Here is a 20,668-nt window from a genome sequence, read left to right as displayed (position 1 = left end):
CGTGGGTGCTCGAACCAAGGCACGCAAGCGCGCCCTCGACGTCCTCTTCGAGGCCGAGCAGCGCCAGCTGGACCCGCAGACCCTCCTCGCCGACCGGGTCGTCGACTCGGGCACCCAGACGCCCCTGCCGCAGTACAGCGTGGACCTCGTCGAGGGCGTCCTGGCGCACCGCGAGCGGATCGACGAGCTCCTCGAGACCTACTCGCACGGGTGGACGCTCGACCGCATGCCCGCGGTCGACCGTGCGCTCCTGCGCATCGGCAGCTGGGAGATCCTCTACAACGACGACGTCCCCGACGCCGTCGCGATCGACGAGGCCGTCGACCTGGCCCGCGAGCTGTCAACGGACGACTCGCCGAGCTTCGTCAACGGCCTGCTGGCCCGCATCGAGGAGATGAAGCCGACCATCCTGGCCTGAGGCCGGGACGTCGTCGGGCGTCTCCCGGACGTGCGGGCACAGCCCGCGCCCAGGTGACACCACGTGCCGTCGTGTGCCGGCCCCGCCCTCGTGGCGGGGTCGGCACACGTGCGTGCGGCCTTCCCGGCGGGCGTGTCGACGCCCCGCAGACGGCTGCTGCCAGGCGCGGTGCGCCGCGCAGCCGCAGTGTGATCAACGACGCCCGCCCAGCCCGTGAGAAGCAACCCGGCCCGGTCCGGGCGAGGGGTAGGGTGAGGGCGTCAGATTTCCTTTAAGGCCCGTCCAGTGAGGCGGGGAAGGAGGTCACCAGAATGAGTTCTGGGCCTGCTGTGCCATCTTCCGAACCGACCGTCACCCCCGAGGACCCCTCGGACGGCGTGACCACCGTTCTCGGCGAAGCCGAGATCGCGCGGGCACTGACCCGCATCGCCCACGAGGTCGTCGAGCGCAACAAGGGCGCGCACGACGTGGTCCTCCTGGGCATCCCGACGCGCGGCGTCCCCCTGGCCGAGCGGCTCGCCGAGCGCCTCGCGACGATCGAGCCCGGCCTGGTGCCTGCGGACGTCGTCGGAGAGCTCGACGTCACGATGTACCGCGACGACCTCCACAAGCACCCCGTGCGGACCATCGGTGCCACGCGCCTGCCCGCGTCCGGGATCGACGGCAAGGTCGTCGTCCTGGTCGACGACGTGCTGTTCTCCGGGCGCACCATCCGGGCCGCGCTCGACGCGATCAGCGACATCGGTCGCCCCCGCGCCGTCCAGCTCGCCGCGCTGGTCGACCGCGGCCACCGCGAGCTGCCGATCCGCCCCGACTACGTGGGCAAGAACCTGCCCACGTCGCTGTCCGAGCGCGTGAGCGTACGCCTCGTCGAGACCGACGGCGCGTCCGACGCAGGCGGGCCGGTGACGGACGCGGTCCTCATCAGCCAGCGGCCCACCACCTCCAGCGAGGGCACCCGATGAAGCACCTGCTGTCCACCGCGGACCTCTCGCGCGCCGACGCGATCCGCATCCTCGACACGGCCGCCCAGATGGCCGCCACGCAGTCGCGGGAGATCAAGAAGCTCCCGACGCTGCGCGGGCGCACGGTCGTGAACCTGTTCTTCGAGGACTCCACGCGCACCCGGATCTCGTTCGAGACCGCGGCCAAGCGACTGTCCGCCGACGTCATCAACTTCTCGGCCAAGGGCTCGAGCGTCTCCAAGGGCGAGTCCCTCAAGGACACGGCCCTCACGCTCCAGGCCATGGGCGCGGACGCGGTCGTGATCCGCCACCAGGCCTCCGGCGCGCCGCACACGCTCGCGCACGCGGGCTGGGTCGAGGCGGCCGTCGTCAACGCGGGTGACGGGATGCACCAGCACCCGACGCAGGCGCTGCTCGACGCTTTCACCATGCGCCGCCACCTCGTGGGCCGCGGTGCCGCAGGGGCGTCGATCGTGGGTGACCCGACCGGGCAGGACCTCACGGGCCTCAGGATCGCGGTCGTGGGCGACGTGCTGCACTCGCGCGTGGCGCGCTCCAACGTCCACCTGCTGCACACGCTGGGCGCGCAGGTCACCCTGGTCGCGCCCCCCACGCTCGTGCCCGTGGGCGTCGAGACCTGGCCGTGCGACGTGTCGTACCACCTCGACGAGGTCCTCGCCGAGACCACCCCCGACGCCGTGATGATGCTCCGCGTCCAGCGCGAGCGCATGAGCGGCTCGGGCGCCGGCGGGGGAGCGTTCTTCCCCAACCCGCTCGAGTACACGCGCAACTACGGGCTCGACGGGCGCCGCCTGGCGCTCCTGCCAGACCACACGATCGTCATGCACCCCGGCCCCATGAACCGTGGCCTGGAGATCTCCGCCGAGGCCGCCGACTCTCCGCGCGCGGTGATCGTCGAGCAGGTCGCCAACGGCGTGGCGGTCCGCATGGCCGTCCTCTACCTGCTCCTCGCGGGCGACGCATCGAAGGAAAGGGCTGGACTCGAATGAGCGAGCAGACCACGAACCCCACCTACGTCCTGCAGGGCGCCGCCCCGCTGGGCGGCGACCCGGTCGACCTCGTCCTCGCGGGCGGCGTCATCACCGAGGTCCGCGCGGCGAACAGCCCCGTCGCGGACGACGAGACGGCCGTCGACGCGACCGGCCTGGTCGCCCTGCCCGGCCTCGTCGACCTGCACACGCACCTGCGCGAGCCGGGCCGCGAGGACGCCGAGACCATCGTCTCGGGCACGCGGGCCGCAGCCGTGGGCGGTTTCACGGCCGTGCACGCCATGGCCAACACGACCCCGGTCGCGGACACCGCGGGCGTCGTCGAGCAGGTGTGGCGCATCGGGCGTGACGCGGGCTGGGTCGACGTCCACCCGGTCGGCGCGGTCAGCGTCGGCCTCGAGGGCCACCAGCTCGCCGAGATCGGCGCCATGGCGGACTCGGCGGCGCGCGTGCGCGTCTTCTCCGACGACGGCAAGTGCGTGTGGGACCCCATCCTCATGCGCCGCGCCCTGGAGTACGTCAAGGCGTTCGACGGCGTCGTGGCCCAGCACGCGCAGGAGCCGCGCCTCACGGAGGGCGCCCAGATGAACGAGGGCGTCGTCTCGGCCGAGCTCGGCCTCGCGGGCTGGCCCGCGGTCGCGGAGGAGGCGATCATCGCGCGTGACGTGCTGCTCGCCGAGCACGTGGGCTCGCGCCTGCACGTGTGCCACCTGTCCACCGCGGGATCGGTCGAGATCGTCCGGTGGGCCAAGGGCCGCGGGATCGACGTCACGGCGGAGGTCACGCCGCACCACCTGGTGCTGACCGACGAGCTCGCCCGGGACTACGACCCGACGTTCAAGGTCAACCCGCCGCTGCGCACCGCCGCGGACGTCGAGGCCGTGCGCCAGGGCCTGGCGGACGGCACGATCGACATCGTCGCGACCGACCACGCGCCGCACACGCGCGAGGACAAGGACTGCGAGTGGGCCGCGGCCGCGTTCGGCATGACGGGCCTGGAGACGGCGCTCAGCGTCGTGCAGCAGACCATGGTCGACTCGGGCCGCATGACCTGGGCGGACGTGGCACGCGTCCTGTCGGCCGCGCCCGCGCGCATCGGCCGCATCGACGAGGGCCCGACGGCGCAGGGTCGCCCGCTCGAGGTCGGCGAGCCCGCCAACGTGGTCCTCGTGGACCCGGCGGCACGCCGCGTCGTCGACGGCCGCTCGCAAGCCACGGCCAGCACCAACACGCCGTTCCACGGCTACGAGCTGCCGGGCCGCGTCGTGGCGACGTTCCTGCGCGGTCGCGCGACCGTCCTGGACGGCGCTCCCGTCGAGCAGGTCGCGGAGGTCCGCTCGTGAACCTCCCCCTGCCCGTCGCGGTCGGCATCTGGGTCGTCATCGGCCTCGTCCTGCTCGCCGTCGTCTTCGTGGGCCTCAAGCGTCTGACGACCCGCACGGCCCAGACCGTCCCGGCCCCGCCCGCGGTCCCGGACGGCGACCTCGGCCAGGTCGTCGCGGGGCCGTTCACCGCGGTCTACGTGTCGAGCACGCTCGCCGGGGACTGGCTCGCCCGCGTCGGCGCGCACCGCCTCGGCTTCCGGTCGAACGCGACCGTGACCGTGCACCGGACAGGCGTGCTGATCGCCCGTCAGGGAGCCCCGGACCTGTTCCTGGCCGCGAGCGCCCTCGAGGGCGTGACGCTGGCCCCGGGCATGGCGGGCAAGTACGTCGGCCAGGACGGCCTGGTCGTGCTGACGTGGACCGTGCCGGCCGCCGGCCAGGCCCCGGCCACCCGCTTGGATACTGGACTCCGGACCCAGCTCGCCCCGGACCGTGCCACCCTCCTGAACGCAGTCCGCGAGCTTCTTCCCGCCGCCGACAGCGCACCGAACGACGACTCGAAGGAGCCGCAGCAGTGAGCATCTCGACCCCCAGCACGGACGCCCTGGACACCGACCGGACCGCGGTCCTGGTCCTCGAGGACGGGACGACCCTGACCGGTCGCGCCTACGGGGCCCGTGGCACGACGTTCGGCGAGATCGTCTTCAACACCGGCATGACCGGCTACCAGGAGACGCTGACCGACCCGTCCTACCACCGGCAGATCGTCGTCATGACGGCCCCCCACATCGGGAACACCGGCGTGAACGACGACGACCCCGAGTCCCGCAAGATCTGGGTCAGCGGCTTCGTGGTGCGCGACCCCGCGCGCCGCCCGTCGAACTGGCGCTCGGCCGGCTCCCTGACCGACGCGCTCGTCGAGCAGGGGATCGTGGGGATCAGCGACGTCGACACGCGCGCGCTGACCCGTCACCTGCGCGACCGCGGCGTGATGCGCGCCGGTGTCTTCTCGGGCGACGCGCTGGTGCGCGACGGCTACCTGCGCCCGACCGAGGAGCTCGTCGAGCTCGTCCGCTCGGCCCCCGCGATGGCCGGGGCGGACCTGGCCCGCGAGGTCAGCACCCCCACGGCCTACGTGGTCGAGCCCTCGGGGGAGTTCGCCGGCAAGGAGCCGCTCAAGACGGTCGTGGCGGTGGACCTCGGTATCAAGTCGATGACCCCCCAGCGCCTGTCGGAGCGCGGTATCCGGGTGCACGTCGTGCCCTCGTGGTCCACGATCGAGGACGTCCTGGCCCTCGACCCGGACGGCGTGTTCTTCTCGAACGGCCCGGGCGACCCGAGCGCCGCGACGCACGAGGTCACGCTGCTGCGCGAGGTCCTCGACCGCCGTCTGCCGTACTTCGGCATCTGCTTCGGCAACCAGATCCTGGGTCGCGCGCTGGGCTTCGGCACGTACAAGCTCGCGTACGGCCACCGCGGCATCAACCAGCCCGTGATGGACCTCGCCACGCGCAAGGTCGAGATCACGTCCCAGAACCACGGCTTCGCGGTCGACGCCCCCATCGGGGAGCAGGCGACCGCACCGCACGACGGCGGCGGCTACGGCCGTGTCGTCGTCTCGCACATCGGGCTCAACGACGACGTGGTGGAGGGCCTCGAGTGCCTCGACATCCCCGCGTTCTCGGTCCAGTACCACCCGGAGGCAGCCGCCGGCCCGCACGACGCCGCCTACCTCTTCGACCGCTTCCTCGACCTCATGACGTCCGGCGCGGCCTCTGCCGCCGGCCTCTCGGCCGCCACGCCGCAGACGTCCGCAAAGGAGAACTGACCAGTGCCTCGCAGAACTGACATCAACAGCGTCCTGGTCATCGGGTCCGGCCCGATCGTCATCGGCCAGGCCTGCGAGTTCGACTACTCGGGCACCCAGGCCATCCGGGCGCTCAAGGAGGAGGGCCTGCGGGTCGTCCTGGTGAACTCGAACCCGGCCACGATCATGACCGACCCGGAGTTCGCGGACGCGACGTACGTCGAGCCGATCACGACCGAGGTCCTGACGACCATCATCGCCAAGGAGCGCCCGGACGCCGTCCTCGCGACCCTGGGCGGGCAGACGGCGCTCAACGCGGCGATCGCGCTCGACGAGGCCGGCGTGCTCGAGAAGTACGGCGTGGAGCTCATCGGGGCGAACATCGCCGCGATCGAGAAGGGCGAGGACCGCCAGCAGTTCAAGGACGTCGTCGAGAAGTGCGGCGGCGAGTCGGCCCGTTCAGAGATCATCCACACGATCGAGGAGGCCGTCGCGGTCGCAGAGTCCTTGGGGTACCCCATGGTCGTGCGTCCGTCCTTCACGATGGGCGGCCTCGGCAGCGGCATCGCGTACGACGAGCAGGACCTGCGCCGCATCGTCGGCCAGGGCCTGCACTACTCGCCCACGACCGAGGTCCTCCTCGAGGAGTCGATCCTCGGGTGGAAGGAGTACGAGCTCGAGCTCATGCGCGACACAGCGGACAACGTCGTCGTGATCTGCTCGATCGAGAACGTCGACCCGGTCGGCGTGCACACGGGCGACTCGATCACGGTGGCTCCCGCGCTGACGCTCACGGACCGTGAGTTCCAGAAGCTGCGCGACATCGGCATCGCGGTCATCCGCGAGGTCGGCGTCGACACGGGCGGCTGCAACATCCAGTACGCGGTGCACCCGGAGACCGGGCGGGTCATCGTCATCGAGATGAACCCTCGTGTGTCGCGCTCGTCGGCGCTGGCGTCGAAGGCCACGGGCTTCCCGATCGCGAAGATCGCCGCGAAGCTCGCCATCGGCTACACGCTCGACGAGATCCCCAACGACATCACGGGCTCGACGCCCGCGTCGTTCGAGCCGACGCTCGACTACGTCGTGGTCAAGGTGCCGCGGTTCGCGTTCGAGAAGTTCCCCGCCGCGGACGACACCCTGACGACGACCATGAAGTCGGTGGGCGAGGCCATGGCGATGGGCCGCAACTTCACCGAGGCGCTCGGCAAGGCGCTGCGCTCGATCGACAAGGGCGGCGCGGTGTTCCACTGGGACGGCGAGCCGGTCTCGGGCGAGGAGCTCGACGCGCTGCTCGTGGAGATCTCCCGCCCCACGGAGGGCCGCCTGGTCGCGACCCAGCAGGCGCTGCGCGCCGGGGCGAGCATCGAGCAGGTCTTCGAGGCCACCAAGATCGACCCGTGGTACCTCGACCAGATCCAGCTCGTCAACGAGGTCGCTGCCGAGGTCGCCCAGGCCGACGCCCTCACGCGCGACGTGCTGGTGCAGGCCAAGCGTCACGGCCTGTCGGACGCGCAGGTCGCGAAGCTGCGCGGCATGGGCGCGGCGGGGGAGTCGACGGTCCGCGAGGTCCGCTACGCGCTCGACGTGCGCCCGGTCTACAAGACGGTCGACACGTGCGCGGCCGAGTTCGAGGCGAAGACCCCGTACCACTACTCGACGTACGACCTCGAGACCGAGGTCTCCCCGCGCGAGCGCCCGGCCGTGCTGATCCTGGGCTCCGGCCCGAACCGCATCGGTCAGGGCATCGAGTTCGACTACTCGTGCGTGCACGCGACGCTCGCCCTCAAGGGCGAGTACGAGACCGTGATGGTCAACTGCAACCCGGAGACGGTCTCGACCGACTACGACACCTCGGACCGCCTGTATTTCGAGCCCCTGACGTTCGAGGACGTGCTCGAGGTGTACCAGGCCGAGCTCGCCGCGGGTCCGGTCGCGGGCGTCATCGTGCAGCTCGGTGGCCAGACGCCGCTCGGCCTCGCGCAGCGCCTGGCGGACGCGGGCCTGCCGATCCTGGGCACCTCGCCCGAGGCGATCGACGCCGCGGAGGACCGTGGGGTCTTCGGGCGCGTGCTGGCCGAGGCGGGCCTGCCCGCGCCGGCGTTCGGCACGGCCACGTCGCTCGCGCAGGCGCGTGAGGTCGCCGAGGGCATCGGCTACCCGGTGCTGGTCCGCCCGTCCTACGTGCTGGGTGGGCGCGGCATGGAGATCGTGTACTCGGCCGAGCAGCTCACGGGCTACGTCGAGCGTGCGCTGCACGCCGCCGCGACGGACGACCGCACGACGACGGGATCGTTGCCCGCGCCGCTGCTCATCGACCGCTTCCTCGACGACGCCATGGAGATCGACGTCGACGCGCTCTACGACGGCACCGAGCTGTACCTGGGCGGCGTCATGGAGCACATCGAGGAGGCGGGCATCCACTCGGGCGACTCGGCGTGCGTGCTGCCCCCGGTGTCGCTGAGCGAGGCCGAGATCGAGCGCATCCGCCGCTCGACCGAGGCCATCGCCAAGGGCGTGGGCGTGCGGGGGCTGCTCAACGTCCAGTACGCGCTCGTCTCGGACGTCCTGTACGTCCTGGAGGCGAACCCGCGTGCCTCGCGCACGGTGCCGTTCGTCTCCAAGGCGACGGGGGTCTCGCTGGCCAAGGCCGCGGCGCGCGTCATGGTCGGCGAGTCCATCGCGGACCTGCGCGCGAGCGGGGTCCTGCCGGCGGAGGGCGACGGGGGCCACCTGGACCTCGACTCGCCGATCGCGGTCAAGGAGGCCGTGCTGCCGTTCAAGCGCTTCCGCACGACCGACGGCGTCGTGGTCGACACGGTGCTCGGCCCGGAGATGCGCTCGACGGGTGAGGTCATGGGCTTCGACCGCGACTTCCCGCGCGCGTTCGCCAAGTCGCAGGCTGCGGCGTTCGGCGGGCTGCCGACCTCGGGCTCGGTCTTCGTGTCGGTCGCCGACCGTGACAAGCGCTCGATCGTCTTCCCGATCAAGCGCCTGACGGAGCTGGGCTTCGAGATCCTCGCGACCCAGGGGACCGCCGGGGTGCTGCGTCGCAACGGCATCCCGGCCACGGTCGTGCGCAAGTTCTCGTCGGGCCGTGGCGCCGACGGCGAGCCGACGATCGTCGACCTCATCACCGAGGGCAAGGTCGACATGGTCATCAACACGCCGTCCGGTCAGGGCGCGCGCGCGGACGGCTACGAGATCCGGGCGGCCACGACCGCGGCGGACAAGCCGATCGTCACGACGACCCAGCAGCTCGCGGCCGCGGTCCAGGGCATCGAGGCGGTCCTCGCGGGTCCGTTCGACGTGTGGAGCCTGCAGGAGCACACGGCCGCCACGGCCGCGCGCAAGGCCGAGGCGAACGCGTGAGCGCTGGGCCGGGCGCGGCGCGCCGCCCCTTCGGGGAGCGGCTCGCCGAGGCCATGGACGCTCACGGGCCGCTGTGCGTGGGCATCGACCCGCACCCCGGTCTGCTCGCGGCCTGGGGCCTGCCCGACGACGCCACGGGGCTCCGGGAGTTCGGCCTGCGGGTCGTGGAGGCCGTGGGCGGGCAGGTCGCTGCGCTCAAGCCGCAGTCTGCCTTGTTCGAGCGCCACGGGTCGCGCGGCGTCGCGGCCCTCGAGGAGGTGCTCGCGGCCGCCGCGGCGGCGGGCCCTTCGGGGACGCTGACGATCGTCGACGCCAAGCGCGGCGACATCGGCTCGACCATGGCCGGGTACGCGGACGCCTACCTGCGCGACGGCTCGCCGCTCGCGGGCGACGCCCTGACGGTCTCCCCGTACCTGGGCTTCGCGTCGCTGACCCCGGCCGTGGAGGCAGCGCTCGAGACGGGGCGCGGGGTGTTCGTGCTGTGCCTGACGTCCAACCCGGAGGGCGCGCAGGTCCAGCACGCCCGCACGGGCGCGGGGGTCGACGTCCGCTCGGTCGCCGCGCGCATCGCCGCGGAGGCCGCTGCGCTCAACGAGGGGATCGCGCCGCTCGGGTCGATCGGCCTGGTCGTGGGCGCGACCATCGGTGACGCGGCCCGCAAGACCGGGGTGGACCTGCCGGCGGTCAACGGCCCGCTCCTGGCGCCCGGGGTCGGTGCGCAGGGCGCGGGCGCGGCCGAGCTCGCCGCGGTGTTCGGTGACGCTCGTCGTCAGGTGCTCGCGTCCTCGTCGCGCGGCGTCCTCGCCGCGGGACCGGACGCCGGGGCGCTGCTCACGGCGGCCCGCGCGGCCTCGCGTGAGGCGGCCGACGCGCTGCGCGGCTGAGCCCCCACGCTCTCGACGCCCGAGGGGCGTCCACCCTCCCGGTGGGCGCCCCTCGGGCGTCGGTGGGGCGTGCACCCGGCGACTCACCGCACGCCGACACCGGGCCGTCGGTGCAGTGGCCTGACAGACTCGTCCCATGACCTCCTCCCTCGCTGCCGGTGACCGGCAGACCCCTGACGCCCTCGACATACCCGGCACCTGGAACGCGCGCGACGTCGGTGGCCGCGCCGTCCCGGCGGGCGCCACCGCCCCGCTTCGCACGGGGGTGCTCGTGCGGACCGCGAGCCTGTCGCGGGTGACCCCCGAGGGCGTCGCCGCGCTCGAGGCGCTGGGCGTGACGCTCGACCTCGACCTGCGTGGCGCGGACGAGGTCGCGCGCGACGGTCAGGACGTCGTCCCGGCGACCACGCGCGTGGTGCCCCGGCCGCTGGACCCGGCGGTCGGCGTCGGGCACGCGCTGGGCGGGGCCGACGCACCGGCCGCCTCCCGTATCCCGGGCCGCGAGGAGGCCGCGACCGAGGAGCGCTCCGCCGACACCGCAGCCATGATCGGGCGCCTGCTCGGGGCCGACGACCCGCAGGCCCTCGCACGGGCCATGATGCACGGCGTCTATGCGACGTTCGTCACGGACCCGACCATCCGGCGGACGGTCGGAGAGGCCCTGGAGGACATCGCGGAGGCCGACGGGGCGGTCGTCGTGCACTGCTCGGCGGGCAAGGACCGGACCGGGTGGATCATCGCGCTCGTCCAGCACGTCTGCGGTGTGAGCGAGGAGGACCGGCTCGCCGAGTACCTCGCGAGCGGTGCCGCGGTCGAGGGGCTCGCCGCCGTGATCCCCCCGATCCCCGGCCTCGACAAGGACGCCCTGACCCCCTTGCTGGGCGTCGAGCCGGAGTACCTCCGCGGCGCGTGGGAGCTCGCCGAGAACGAGTTCGGGAGCATCGACGGCTACCTCGACGCGTGCGGCGCCGGGCCTGCGACCAGGGCGAAGATCGCGAGGAAGTTCGCTGCTCAGGGCGTGTGAACGTTGCCTGGCCTGCCAGGTGTGGCTAGTTTCGAGGGTGTCGAGGTCGCCACCGGGGGCATCAGATCCGGTCGGCGGCCCCGGTGCACGTGTGGGCCCATCCGTCTGAGGACAAGTAGGTGACTTGCGTGGCACTACCATCCCTGACCCCCGAGCAGCGCGCGGCGGCACTCGAGAAGGCGGCCGAGGCGCGTCGAGTGCGGGCCGAGGTCAAGAACCGGTTGAAGCACTCCCAGGGCTCCCTGGCCGAGGTGATCGAGCAGGGCCGCACGGACGACGTGATCGGCAAGCTGCGCGTCGTCGCGCTGCTGGAGTCGCTCCCCGGCGTGGGTAAGGTGAAGGCCCGGGCGATCATGGAGGAGATCGGGATCGCCGAGACACGTCGTGTCCGCGGGCTGGGACCCCACCAGTCCGCGGCGCTCATCGAGAGGTTTGGCTGACATTTCCGCTTCACCCACCGCGCAGGCCGCCTCGGCGCCTGCCGCACCACCGACCCCTGCCCGCCTGACCGTCCTGGCGGGACCCACCGCCGTCGGGAAGGGGACCGTGTCGGCGGACATCCGCGCGCGGTACCCGCAGGTGTGGTTGTCCGTGTCCGCCACGACCCGTGCCGCTCGTCCCGGCGAGGTGGACGGCGTCCACTACCACTTCATCGGCGCCGAGGAGTTCGACCGGCTGGTCGAGGCGGGCGAGATGCTGGAGTGGGCCGTGGTGCACGGGCGCAACAGGTACGGGACCCCTCGCCGGCCGGTCGAGGAGAAGCTCGCGGCGGGGGTCCCCGCCCTGCTCGAGATCGACCTGCAGGGCGCGCGCCAGGTGCGCGAGTCCATGCCCGAGGCCCGGTTCGTGTTCCTCGCCCCGCCCAGCTGGGAGGAGCTCGAGCGCAGGCTCGTCGGCCGCGGCACGGAGGGTCCCGAGGAGCGCGAGCGCCGCCTCGCCACGGCCCGCGTCGAGCTGGCCGCCGAGCCCGAGTTCGACGTCGTGATCGTCAACGACGAGGTGCACCGGGCGACCGACGCGCTCGTCGAGGCGATGGGTCTGACGCCCGTCGCGTGACCCTCGTGGTGCCGACGTCACGGGCGTGGGCACCACCAGGACTTGTGCCTGCCCAGTAGACTGGTCGTCAGGCGTGTGCGTCTCGAGCGCGCGCAACCTCTTTGATCCATCCTGCGGGCGACCGTCTGAGCCGCCGCAGGCCCCCCTGACTCACGGAGTGAGACTGTGTCTGGAACCATCGCCGCCCCCGAGGGCATCACCGACCCGCCGATCGACGACCTGCTGGAGCGCGCCGACTCCAAGTACGCGCTCGTGATCTACGCGGCCAAGCGTGCCCGTCAGATCAACGCGTACTACTCGCAGCTCAACGAGGGCCTGCTGGAGAACGTGGGCCCGCTCGTCGAGACCCGCAACCAGGAGAAGCCGCTGTCGATCGCGATGCGCGAGATCAACGAGGGCCTGCTCACGATCGAGACCGTGGAGGCTCCCGCCTCCTGACCGCGGGGCCGCCTGCGGGCGGCTCGGTGGTCCGGGTGGGCGCGGCGTGCGTGGCACAGAGGGAGGGTTCGTACCCATGAGGATCCTTCTCGGGGTCTCCGGGGGAGTGGCGGCCTACAAGGCCGTGCTCCTGCTGCGGCTCCTGCGTGAGCAGGGGCACCAGGTGCGGGTCGTCCCCACCGCGTCCGCCCTGCGGTTCGTGGGAGCCCCGACGTTCGAGGCGCTGTCGGGCGAGAAGGTCAGCACCGAGGTGTTCGACGACGTCCCCCAGGTCGCGCACGTCGCGCTCGGTCAGGGCGCGGACCTGGTGATCGTCGCGCCCGCCACGGCGGACCTCCTCGCACGGGCGGCCGCGGGCCGCGCGGACGACCTGCTCACCTCGACGCTGCTGACCGTGTCATGCCCGGTCGTCATGGCCCCGGCCATGCACACCGAGATGTGGCAGCACCCCGCGACCGTGGCCAACGTCGCGACCCTGCGTTCGCGCGGGGTGCACGTGATCGAGCCGGCGAGCGGTCGGCTGACGGGCAAGGACACCGGCCCGGGCCGGCTGCCCGAGCCCGAGGACATCGCGCGGACCGCCCTCGAGGTGGCCGGGCGGGGCGCCGCGTCGGCGGTGCCCCAGGACCTCTCCGGCCTGCGCGTGGTCGTCTCGGCCGGCGGCACGCGCGAACCCATCGACCCGGTGCGCTTCATCGGGAACCTGTCGAGCGGACGTCAGGGCATCGCCCTGGCCCGTGCCGCCCAGGACAGGGGCGCCGACGTCACGCTCGTCGGGGCGAACCTGACCGAGCAGCTCGACCAGGTCACGGACGTCGTCCGGGTCGGCTCGACGGCCGAGCTGCGCGAGGCCATGCGTTCGCTGGCTCCGGAGGCCGACGTGGTGGTCATGACGGCCGCCGTCGCGGACTTCCGCCCGGCTCGCACGCCGTCCACCAAGATCAAGAAGATCCCCGGGCAGGGCCCCGCTCCCATCGAGCTGGTCGAGAACCCCGACATCCTGGCGGAGCTCGCGCGCGAGCGGACGCGACCGGGGCAGCTCGTCGTCGGCTTCGCGGCCGAGACGGGCGACGAGGCGGGCGACGTCTGGCACCACGGCCGTGCCAAGGCGCGTCGCAAGGGCGCCGACCTCCTCGTGATCAACCCCGTGGGCCACGGCAAGGGCTTCGGGGTAGACACCAACGAGGTGCTGATCGTCGACGCCCAGGGCGAGACGGTCGCCCAGGCCCAGGGCACCAAGCGCGAGGTCGCGGACGCGGTGTGGGACACGGTCCTCAAGGTCCCCCCGCCGATGACGCCGACCACGGACTGAGATCTCGTTCACGTCTCAGTGGTCGGATGCCCGGTATCACCTAGCGGGACAGTACGCTGGATCCCATGAGTTCTGACGACCTGCGCCTGTTCACGTCCGAGTCCGTGACGGAAGGCCACCCGGACAAGGTCTGCGACCAGATCTCCGACGCGATCCTCGACGCCCTCCTCGAGCAGGACCCCACGTCCCGTGTCGCGGTCGAGACCATGGTCACGACGGGACTGGTCCACGTGGCGGGCGAGGTCACGACGAACGCGTACGTCGAGATCCCGCAGATCATCCGCGACGTCGTCAAGGGGATCGGCTACACGTCCTCCGCGATCGGGTTCGATGGCGACTCGTGCGGCGTCTCGGTCTCGATCGGGCAGCAGTCCCCGGACATCGCCCAGGGCGTCGACAAGAGCCTGGAGCAGCGCGACGACACGTCCGATCTGGACCCGCTCGACGTCCAGGGCGCCGGCGATCAGGGCCTGATGTTCGGCTACGCGAGCGACGAGACGCCCACGCTGCTGCCCCTGCCGATCTTCCTCGCGCACCGCCTCGCCGAGCGCCTCGCGCTCGTCCGCAAGGACGGTTCGCTGCCCGGCCTGCGCCCCGACGGCAAGACGCAGGTAACCATCGGGTACGACGGCGACCGCGCCGTCCGCCTCGACACCGTGGTGCTCTCGACCCAGCACGACGAGGACGTCCTGCAGGACACGCTGTGCGCCCAGGTCGCCGAGCTCGTCGTGGCCCCGGTCGTCGAAGGGCTCGACCTGGACGTCGCGGACTTCCGCCTGCTCGTGAACCCGACCGGCAAGTTCGTCATCGGTGGTCCGCAGGGCGACGCCGGGCTCACGGGCCGCAAGATCATCGTCGACACCTACGGTGGGATGGCCCGCCACGGCGGCGGCGCGTTCTCCGGCAAGGACCCGTCGAAGGTCGACCGCTCGGCCGCCTACGCCACGCGCTGGGTGGCCAAGAACGTCGTCGCAGCCGGGCTCGCGCGCCGCTGCGAGGTCCAGGTCGCCTACGCGATCGGCAAGGCGCACCCCGTGGGCCTGTACGTCGAGACGTTCGGCACCGAGTCCGTCCCGGTCGAGCGCATCCGCGCTGCGATCGACGAGGTCTTCGACCTGCGCCCTGCCGCGATCATCGCCGACCTGGACCTGCTGCGGCCCATCTACTCGCAGACCGCGGCCTACGGGCACTTCGGGCGCGAGCTGCCCGACTTCACGTGGGAGCGCACGGATCGCGTGGCGGCCCTGCAGGCCGCCGTCTGAGCCTCGTCGCGCGGGTTGGCCCGGCGTGGGTGGCGCGTGCTGAGATAGGGCCATGACCAGCCAGGACGCCGCTCCCGAGGACGCGGGGGAACAGCTCGCGCTGATCCCCGCGCCGCAGGCGCCGTCGCGCGCCGGTCGTACCGCCCAGGGCAAGGTCAAGGCCGCCCGTCCGGTGGGCGCGCTCGAGATCGCGAGCGACCTACCGGTCGCGCGGGTCGTCCTCGACCTGGTGCCGCACCACCTGGACCAGACGTTCGACTACCTGGTCCCGGCGTCCATGGCCCAGGGCGCGCAGCCCGGCGTCCGGGTCAAGGCCCGGTTCGGGCCGCAGGAGGCCGACGGCTACGTCCTTGCGCGCGCCGCGTCGAGCGACCACGACGGGCGGCTCGTGCCGCTCAAGCGGCTCGTGTCGGCCGAGCAGGTGCTCACGCCGCAGGTCGCGGCGTTGTGCCGCACGGTCGCCGACCACTACGCGGGCACGCTCTCGGACGTGCTGCGCCTCGCGATCCCGCCGCGTCACGCGCGGGCGGAAGCGGCGCCGTCGGGCAGCGAGCCAGTCGTCCCGGACGCCCCGGCTGACCCGAGCGCCGACGCCCCGGGGGGCGCGAGCGCCCCGGAGCGCGCAGGGCCCGGCGCCCGTGCGGGTGCACGTGACCTCGCGGCGCCCGCGGAGGCAGTGGACGCGCCTGCGGGCCCGGCGCGCCCCTCCGAGTGGGCCCCCTACCGCGGCGGCGCCGCGTTCCTGAACCACCTGGTCGGCGGGTCGGGCCCGCGCGCGGTCTGGACGGCCCTGCCGGGCCGCGTGGCCGACGGCGTGCCCGTCCAGGGCGCCCGGGCCGCGGGCGGGCACGGCAAGGGCGACGAGGACCCGGCGCAGGGCGTCCAGCACTGGGCCCTGGCCCTGGCCGAGGCCGTGCGCGCGACCGTGACGGGCGGGCGTGGCGCGCTCGTGGTGCTGCCCGACGCGCGCGACGTCGACCAGATGTGCCTCGCCCTCGAGCTCGCGGGCTACGCACCGCACACCGCGCGCCGTGCCGGGCAGTTCGTGCGTCTGACCGCCGACGAGGGCCCCTCGCCCCGGTACCGCAGCTTCCTGGCGGCGTTGCGGGGAGAGGTGCGGGTCGTCGTCGGGACGCGTGCCGCGGCGTTCGCGCCCGTCCAGGACCTGGGCCTCGTGGCGTGCTGGAACGACGGCGAGGAGACGCTCGCCGAGCCGCGCTCGCCCTACCCGCACGCCCGGGAGGTCCTCGCGCTGCGCAGCGAGCTCGAGGGCGCGGCGTTCCTGCTGGGGTCGGTCAGCCGCACGGTGCAGGCCCAGGCGCTCCTCGAGTCCGGCTGGGCCCGGGAGGTCGCGGCCCCCCGCGAGGTGCTGCGCGCGCGGGCCCCACGGGTGCGGGCGCTGACGTCGGTCGAGCTCGCGGCCGAGGGCGCCGGGGCCGCCGCCCGCCTGCCGAGCGCCGCGTGGCGGGCCGTGCGGGACGCCCTGGGCGCGGGCCCGGTCCTGGTCCAGGTCCCGCGAGCCGGGTACCTGCCCGTCGTGGCGTGCGCGCGCTGCCGGACGGCCGCGCACTGCGGCACGTGCCACGGGCCGCTCATGCTGCCCGGCCCGGGCGCCCCACCGCAGTGCGCGTGGTGCGGCGCCCTGGCCGGGGCGTGGTCGTGCGACGAGTGCCACTGGACGGGCCTGCGCTCGGTGCGCGTCGGGTCGGGGCGCACGGCCGAGGAGCTGGGCCGGGCGTTCCCGGGCGTCGCGGTGCGTGTCTCGGGGGCGAGCGCCCCGGGCGGGGTGATCTCCGCCGTCGGGCCGCGCCCCGCCGTGATCGTGGCGACCCCGGGCGCGGAACCCGTCGCCGAGGGCGGCTACGCCGCCGCGCTGCTGCTCGACGCGGCGCTGAGCACCGCGCACGTGGGCCTCGCGGTCGCCCAGGACGCGCTGCACCGCTGGCTCACGGCCGCAGGCTTGGTGCGATCGGCCCGCGAGGGGGGCCAGGTGCTGCTCGTGGGCGACGCGGCCCCCGGGCCCACCAACGCCCTGGTGCGCTGGGACCCGGCGGGGTTCGCCGACCGTGAGCTGGCCGAGCGTCGCGAGCTCGACCTGCCGCCCGCCGTGCGGGTCGCCGCGGTCACGGGGGACCGGCAGGCCGTGGACGCCGTCGTGGCTCGCGTGGGACTCGCGGACGCCTCGACGACCCTGGGACCCGTCGAGGTCCCGGACGCCGCGGGCCGGCCCGGGCGGGGCGGGACCGGGCGCGACCCGTCGCTACAGCCTCCTGTGCGCACGATCGTGCGCGTCCCGCTGCGCGACGGCCGCCGGCTCGCCCGCGAGCTCTCGGCCTCCCTGGCGGTCCGCTCCGCGAAGCGCGAGGGTGGGAGCGTACGCGTCCAGCTCGACCCCAAGGAGATGTTGTGAGCACCGCCGAGCGCGAGAACCCGACCCGGGCCCTGATCGACACGGTCCTGTTCGACTTCGGCAACGTCCTGGTGACCTGGGACCCGTACGCCGCCTACGTGGGGCGCATGGACCGCGCCGACGTCGAGGCCTTCTTCGAGGCCGTCGACTTCCCCACGTTCAACGCCCGCCAGGACGCGGGTCGGTCCTGGGCCGACGCGCGGCGCGAGATCGCCGAGCACCACCCCGAGCACGTGAGCCTGCTCGACGTGTACACCGAGAACTTCGCGGCGAGCCTCGTGGGGCCCGTGCCCGGCACGGAGGAGGTGGTGCGCGAGCTGCGTGCCCTCGGCGTGCGGCTGTACGGCCTGACGAACTGGTCCGCGGAGATGTTCCACGAGGCCGAGCCCGCAGCCCCGGCGATCGGGCTCATGCAGGACGTCCTGGTCTCGGGGCGCGTGGGGCTCGTCAAGCCGGACCCGCGCATCTTCGAGGCCGCGACCGAGCGCTTCGCCCTGGATCCTGCGCGCACCCTGTTCGTCGACGACTCCGTGGCGAACGTCACGGCCGCCGCCGGGCTGGGGTTCCGGACCCTGCGCTTCGAGGACGCCGCGGGGTTGCGTGCGGTGCTGCGCGACCTCGGCGTCGGGGTGCGCGCCGCCTGAGCGGGACCGGGCGCAGGCCCGTCCCGGGGCGGGCCGGGAGGGGCGCACCGCCTAGACTCGCCCCATGCGTGTGCTCTTCGCCGGAACCCCGGACGTGGCCGTCCCGGCCCTCGATGCCCTGATCGACTCCCGGCACGAGGTGGTCGCCGTCCTCACCCGCGCCGACGCGCCCTCGGGTCGCGGCCGCCGGCTGACACCCAGCCCTGTGCGGGTGCGTGCGGAGGAGGCCGGGATCCCGGTCATCACGGACCGCCCCCGTGGCGAGGAGTTCGTGGCCCGGCTCGCGGCCCTGGAGGTCGACTGCGCGCCCGTGGTGGCGTACGGCGAGATCCTGCGCCGCGAGGTGCTCGACGTCCCCCGCCTCGGCTGGGTCAACCTGCACTTCTCGGTCCTGCCCGCCTGGCGCGGGGCGGCCCCCGTGCAGCGCGCGATCATCGCGGGCGACGAGGTCACGGGAGCCACGACGTTCCTCATCGAGGAGGGACTGGACTCGGGGCCCGTGCTGGGCACCATGACCGAGACCATCCGTCCTCGCGACACCGCTGGCGACCTCCTGGGCCGGCTCGCGGCCTCGGGCGCCGGGCTGCTCGTGGCGACGCTCGACGCGATCGAGGACGGCGCCGCGTCCCCGGTCGTCCAGCCCGCCGAGGGGATCAGCACGGCCGCGAAGCTGACCCCCGAGGACGCGCACGTGCGCTGGGCGCACCCCGCGCTCGCGATCGACCGCCAGGTGCGCGGCTGCACGCCCGCCCCCGGCGCCTGGACCACGCTGCCCGACGGCGCCCGCCTGGGCCTGGGCCCCGTGACGCCGCGCCCCGACGTGGACGACCTGGCCCCCGGCGAGCTGCGCGCCGCCAAGCGTGAGGTCCTGGTGGGCACCGGCACGCACGCGGTCGCGCTCGGCGAGGTCGCGCCCGTGGGCAAGAAGCACATGGCCGCGACCGACTGGGCACGCGGCGCCCGCCTGGGCGAGCACGTCGTCCTGGGCACTCCTGACGAGACGAAGGACCACGCATGAGCGGCGAGGCACGTACCGGCGGCGCCCCCGGGCCCGAGGGCGGACACGGTAGGCCCGGCGGGAACGGTGGGCCCGGTGGCCGTGACCGCAGTGACCGCAGTGACCGCGATGACCGTCGCGACGCGCGAGGTCGCGAGCGCGGGGCGGCCCGTGTCCGGGGCGCGGGCCAGCGCTCGGAGGCGGCGCCCTCGCAGCGCGCCAAGGGCGCCGACCCGGCACGCAACGTCGCGTTCGACGTCCTGCAGGAGGTCGCGACCTCCGACGCGTACGCCAACCTCGTCCTGCCCCCGCTGCTGCGCTCACGCGGCATCCGTGGTCGCGACGCCGCGTTCGCGACCGAGCTCGCCTACGGCACCCTGCGCCTGCGCGGGCGCTACGACGCGATCATCGCCCAGTGCGTCGACCGCCCCCTCGACCAGGTCGACCCGAACGTGCTCGACCTGCTGCGCCTCGGGGCCCACCAGCTCCTGGGCATGCGCGTGGCCCAGCACGCGGCCGTCTCGGAGACCGTGGGCCTGGCCCGCGCCCGCGCCGGGGCGGGCAGCGCACAGTTCGTCAACGCGGTCCTGCGCAAGATCTCCCGCTCGAGCCTCGAGGAGTGGCTCGAGGCCATCACGCTCGATGCGCCCGACGACGTCACGCGCCTCGCGATCACCCAGTCCCATCCGGTGTGGATCGCCCGGGCCATGCGGGAGGCCCTCGTCGGCACGGGACGCTCGGCCGACGACCTGGCCGAGCTCCTCGAGGCCGACAACGCCGCGCCGCGCGTGACGCTCGTGGCCCGCCCGGGCCTGGTCAGCCGCGAGCGCCTCGCGGGCGAGGTCACCCACGACGTGCGCGGGGACGCCACGACCACCCCCGGGCGCTGGGCGCCCACGGCCCTGGTGCTGTCGGGCTCGGACCCGGCCGCGATCCCCGCGGTCCGGTACGGGGCCGCCGGCGTCCAGGACGAGGGGTCCCAGCTCGTGACGCTCGCGTTCGCGGCAGTACCGACGCTGCCCACGCTCGCCTCGGCCGGTGACGGTGCGTCGGTGGGCGACGGCGCAGCGAACCCCGACGAGCGCTGGCTCGACCTGTGCGCGGGCCCGGGCGGCAAGGCCGCGCTCCTGGCCTCCCTCGCGGGCGAGCAGGGGGCGCGCATCGTCGCGAACGAGGTCGCCCCCCACCGGGCTCGTCTGGTCGAGCAGGCGCTCGCGGCCGTGCCCGCCGACGCGGTCGAGCGGGTGCAGGTGGGCGACGGACGCCAGGTGGGGGTCGAGGAGCCCGGCGCGTACGACCGCGTGCTCGTCGACGCCCCCTGCACGGGCCTGGGCGCGCTGCGCCGCCGCCCCGAGTCGCGCTGGCGCCGCACCCCCGGGGACATCGCGACCCTCACGACCCTGCAGCGCGAGCTCCTCGGCTCAGCCCTGGACGCCGTGCGTCCCGGTGGCGTCGTCGGGTACGTGACGTGCTCCCCGCACCTCGCGGAGACCCAGCTCGTGGTCAAGGACGTCCTGGCCGGGCGCGGCGACGTCGAGGTCCTCGACGCGGCCGCCGCGGTGCGCCAGGTCGCCGGGGACGACATCCCGCTCGCGGACCGCACCGACGTGCAGCTGTGGCCGCACGTGCACGGCACCGACGCGATGCACCTGACGCTGCTGCGCCGTCGGGCCTGAGGCCCCCTGCCCACGGCCTGGTCGGGTGGTCAAGGCCACCCGACCAGGCCGTGGGGCGTCCGCGCACG

The 20,668-nt window shown here is 73.8% G+C and carries 18 protein-coding genes; all 18 read left to right on the top strand.

Features of this window, described 5'->3' with window-relative positions:
- Position 1 precedes the first annotated feature (1 nt).
- Positions 2 to 418 carry a transcription antitermination factor NusB gene (gene nusB / locus ACZDYF_RS06715; protein ID WP_138824391.1) on the top strand — a complete coding sequence of 139 codons (417 nt, stop codon included), beginning with the start codon at positions 2 to 4 and terminating at the stop codon, positions 416 to 418.
- A 311-nt stretch (positions 419 to 729) separates the two neighbouring features.
- Positions 730 to 1,383 (top strand): bifunctional pyr operon transcriptional regulator/uracil phosphoribosyltransferase PyrR, encoded by a 654-nt coding sequence (pyrR, locus tag ACZDYF_RS06710; RefSeq protein WP_475054938.1) that lies wholly within the window; start codon positions 730 to 732, stop codon positions 1,381 to 1,383.
- A complete protein-coding gene (locus ACZDYF_RS06705; protein WP_475054937.1) occupies positions 1,380 to 2,393 on the top strand; it encodes an aspartate carbamoyltransferase catalytic subunit in 1,014 nt (337 codons plus the stop codon). Before pyrR ends, ACZDYF_RS06705 begins: the two co-directional genes overlap by 4 nt.
- Positions 2,390 to 3,736 carry a dihydroorotase gene (locus tag ACZDYF_RS06700; RefSeq protein ID WP_475054934.1) on the top strand — a complete coding sequence of 449 codons (1,347 nt, stop codon included), beginning with the start codon at positions 2,390 to 2,392 and terminating at the stop codon, positions 3,734 to 3,736. Before ACZDYF_RS06705 ends, ACZDYF_RS06700 begins: the two co-directional genes overlap by 4 nt.
- Entirely contained in the window at positions 3,733 to 4,296 is a 564-nt protein-coding gene (locus ACZDYF_RS06695; protein ID WP_475054931.1) for a PH-like domain-containing protein, read from the top strand. The genes ACZDYF_RS06700 and ACZDYF_RS06695 overlap by 4 nt, the downstream gene beginning before the upstream one ends.
- The gene (gene carA / locus ACZDYF_RS06690; RefSeq protein WP_475054929.1) at positions 4,293 to 5,546 is read left to right on the top strand and encodes a glutamine-hydrolyzing carbamoyl-phosphate synthase small subunit; all 1,254 of its coding nucleotides are present in this window, start codon (positions 4,293 to 4,295) and stop codon (positions 5,544 to 5,546) included. Before ACZDYF_RS06695 ends, carA begins: the two co-directional genes overlap by 4 nt.
- Positions 5,547 to 5,549: 3 nt before the next feature.
- Positions 5,550 to 8,897, top strand: coding sequence for a carbamoyl-phosphate synthase large subunit (gene carB, locus ACZDYF_RS06685; RefSeq protein WP_475054927.1), 3,348 nt, complete (start codon positions 5,550 to 5,552; stop codon positions 8,895 to 8,897).
- Complete coding sequence (gene pyrF, locus ACZDYF_RS06680) at positions 8,894 to 9,781, top strand: orotidine-5'-phosphate decarboxylase (protein ID WP_475054923.1); 888 nt, start codon at positions 8,894 to 8,896, stop codon at positions 9,779 to 9,781. Before carB ends, pyrF begins: the two co-directional genes overlap by 4 nt.
- 136 nt (positions 9,782 to 9,917) lie before the next feature.
- Entirely contained in the window at positions 9,918 to 10,805 is an 888-nt protein-coding gene (locus tag ACZDYF_RS06675) for a tyrosine-protein phosphatase (RefSeq protein ID WP_475054921.1), read from the top strand.
- A 128-nt stretch (positions 10,806 to 10,933) separates the two neighbouring features.
- On the top strand, positions 10,934 to 11,245 hold the full coding sequence (gene mihF / locus ACZDYF_RS06670; protein WP_030151369.1) for an integration host factor, actinobacterial type: 312 nt from the start codon (positions 10,934 to 10,936) through the stop codon (positions 11,243 to 11,245).
- A 1-nt stretch (position 11,246) separates the two neighbouring features.
- Positions 11,247 to 11,861 carry a guanylate kinase gene (gene gmk, locus ACZDYF_RS06665; RefSeq protein ID WP_204810541.1) on the top strand — a complete coding sequence of 205 codons (615 nt, stop codon included), beginning with the start codon at positions 11,247 to 11,249 and terminating at the stop codon, positions 11,859 to 11,861.
- A gap of 165 nt (positions 11,862 to 12,026) precedes the next feature.
- Positions 12,027 to 12,299, top strand: a complete 273-nt coding sequence (gene rpoZ, locus ACZDYF_RS06660; protein WP_030151367.1) for a DNA-directed RNA polymerase subunit omega — start codon at positions 12,027 to 12,029, stop codon at positions 12,297 to 12,299.
- A gap of 76 nt (positions 12,300 to 12,375) precedes the next feature.
- Positions 12,376 to 13,611, top strand: a complete 1,236-nt coding sequence (gene coaBC / locus ACZDYF_RS06655) for a bifunctional phosphopantothenoylcysteine decarboxylase/phosphopantothenate--cysteine ligase CoaBC (RefSeq protein WP_475054916.1) — start codon at positions 12,376 to 12,378, stop codon at positions 13,609 to 13,611.
- Positions 13,612 to 13,676: 65 nt separating this feature from the next.
- Entirely contained in the window at positions 13,677 to 14,873 is a 1,197-nt protein-coding gene (gene metK / locus ACZDYF_RS06650; RefSeq protein ID WP_475054914.1) for a methionine adenosyltransferase, read from the top strand.
- 52 nt (positions 14,874 to 14,925) lie between these two features.
- A complete protein-coding gene (locus ACZDYF_RS06645; RefSeq protein WP_475054912.1) occupies positions 14,926 to 17,283 on the top strand; it encodes a primosomal protein N' in 2,358 nt (785 codons plus the stop codon).
- Positions 17,280 to 17,927: an HAD family hydrolase gene (locus tag ACZDYF_RS06640; protein WP_475054911.1), complete on the top strand. Its 648-nt coding sequence runs from the start codon at positions 17,280 to 17,282 to the stop codon at positions 17,925 to 17,927. The genes ACZDYF_RS06645 and ACZDYF_RS06640 overlap by 4 nt, the downstream gene beginning before the upstream one ends.
- A 64-nt stretch (positions 17,928 to 17,991) precedes the next feature.
- Positions 17,992 to 18,945, top strand: coding sequence for a methionyl-tRNA formyltransferase (gene fmt / locus ACZDYF_RS06635; protein ID WP_364073166.1), 954 nt, complete (start codon positions 17,992 to 17,994; stop codon positions 18,943 to 18,945).
- A complete protein-coding gene (locus ACZDYF_RS06630) occupies positions 18,942 to 20,600 on the top strand; it encodes an RsmB/NOP family class I SAM-dependent RNA methyltransferase (RefSeq protein WP_475054908.1) in 1,659 nt (552 codons plus the stop codon). Before fmt ends, ACZDYF_RS06630 begins: the two co-directional genes overlap by 4 nt.
- The last annotated feature ends 68 nt before the right edge of the window (positions 20,601 to 20,668 follow it).

It is taken from the genome of Oerskovia sp. PE-21s (genome assembly GCF_056158145.1).
Note: the sequence above shows the minus strand (reverse complement) of the source record. Positions and strands in the feature narration are given on the sequence as shown.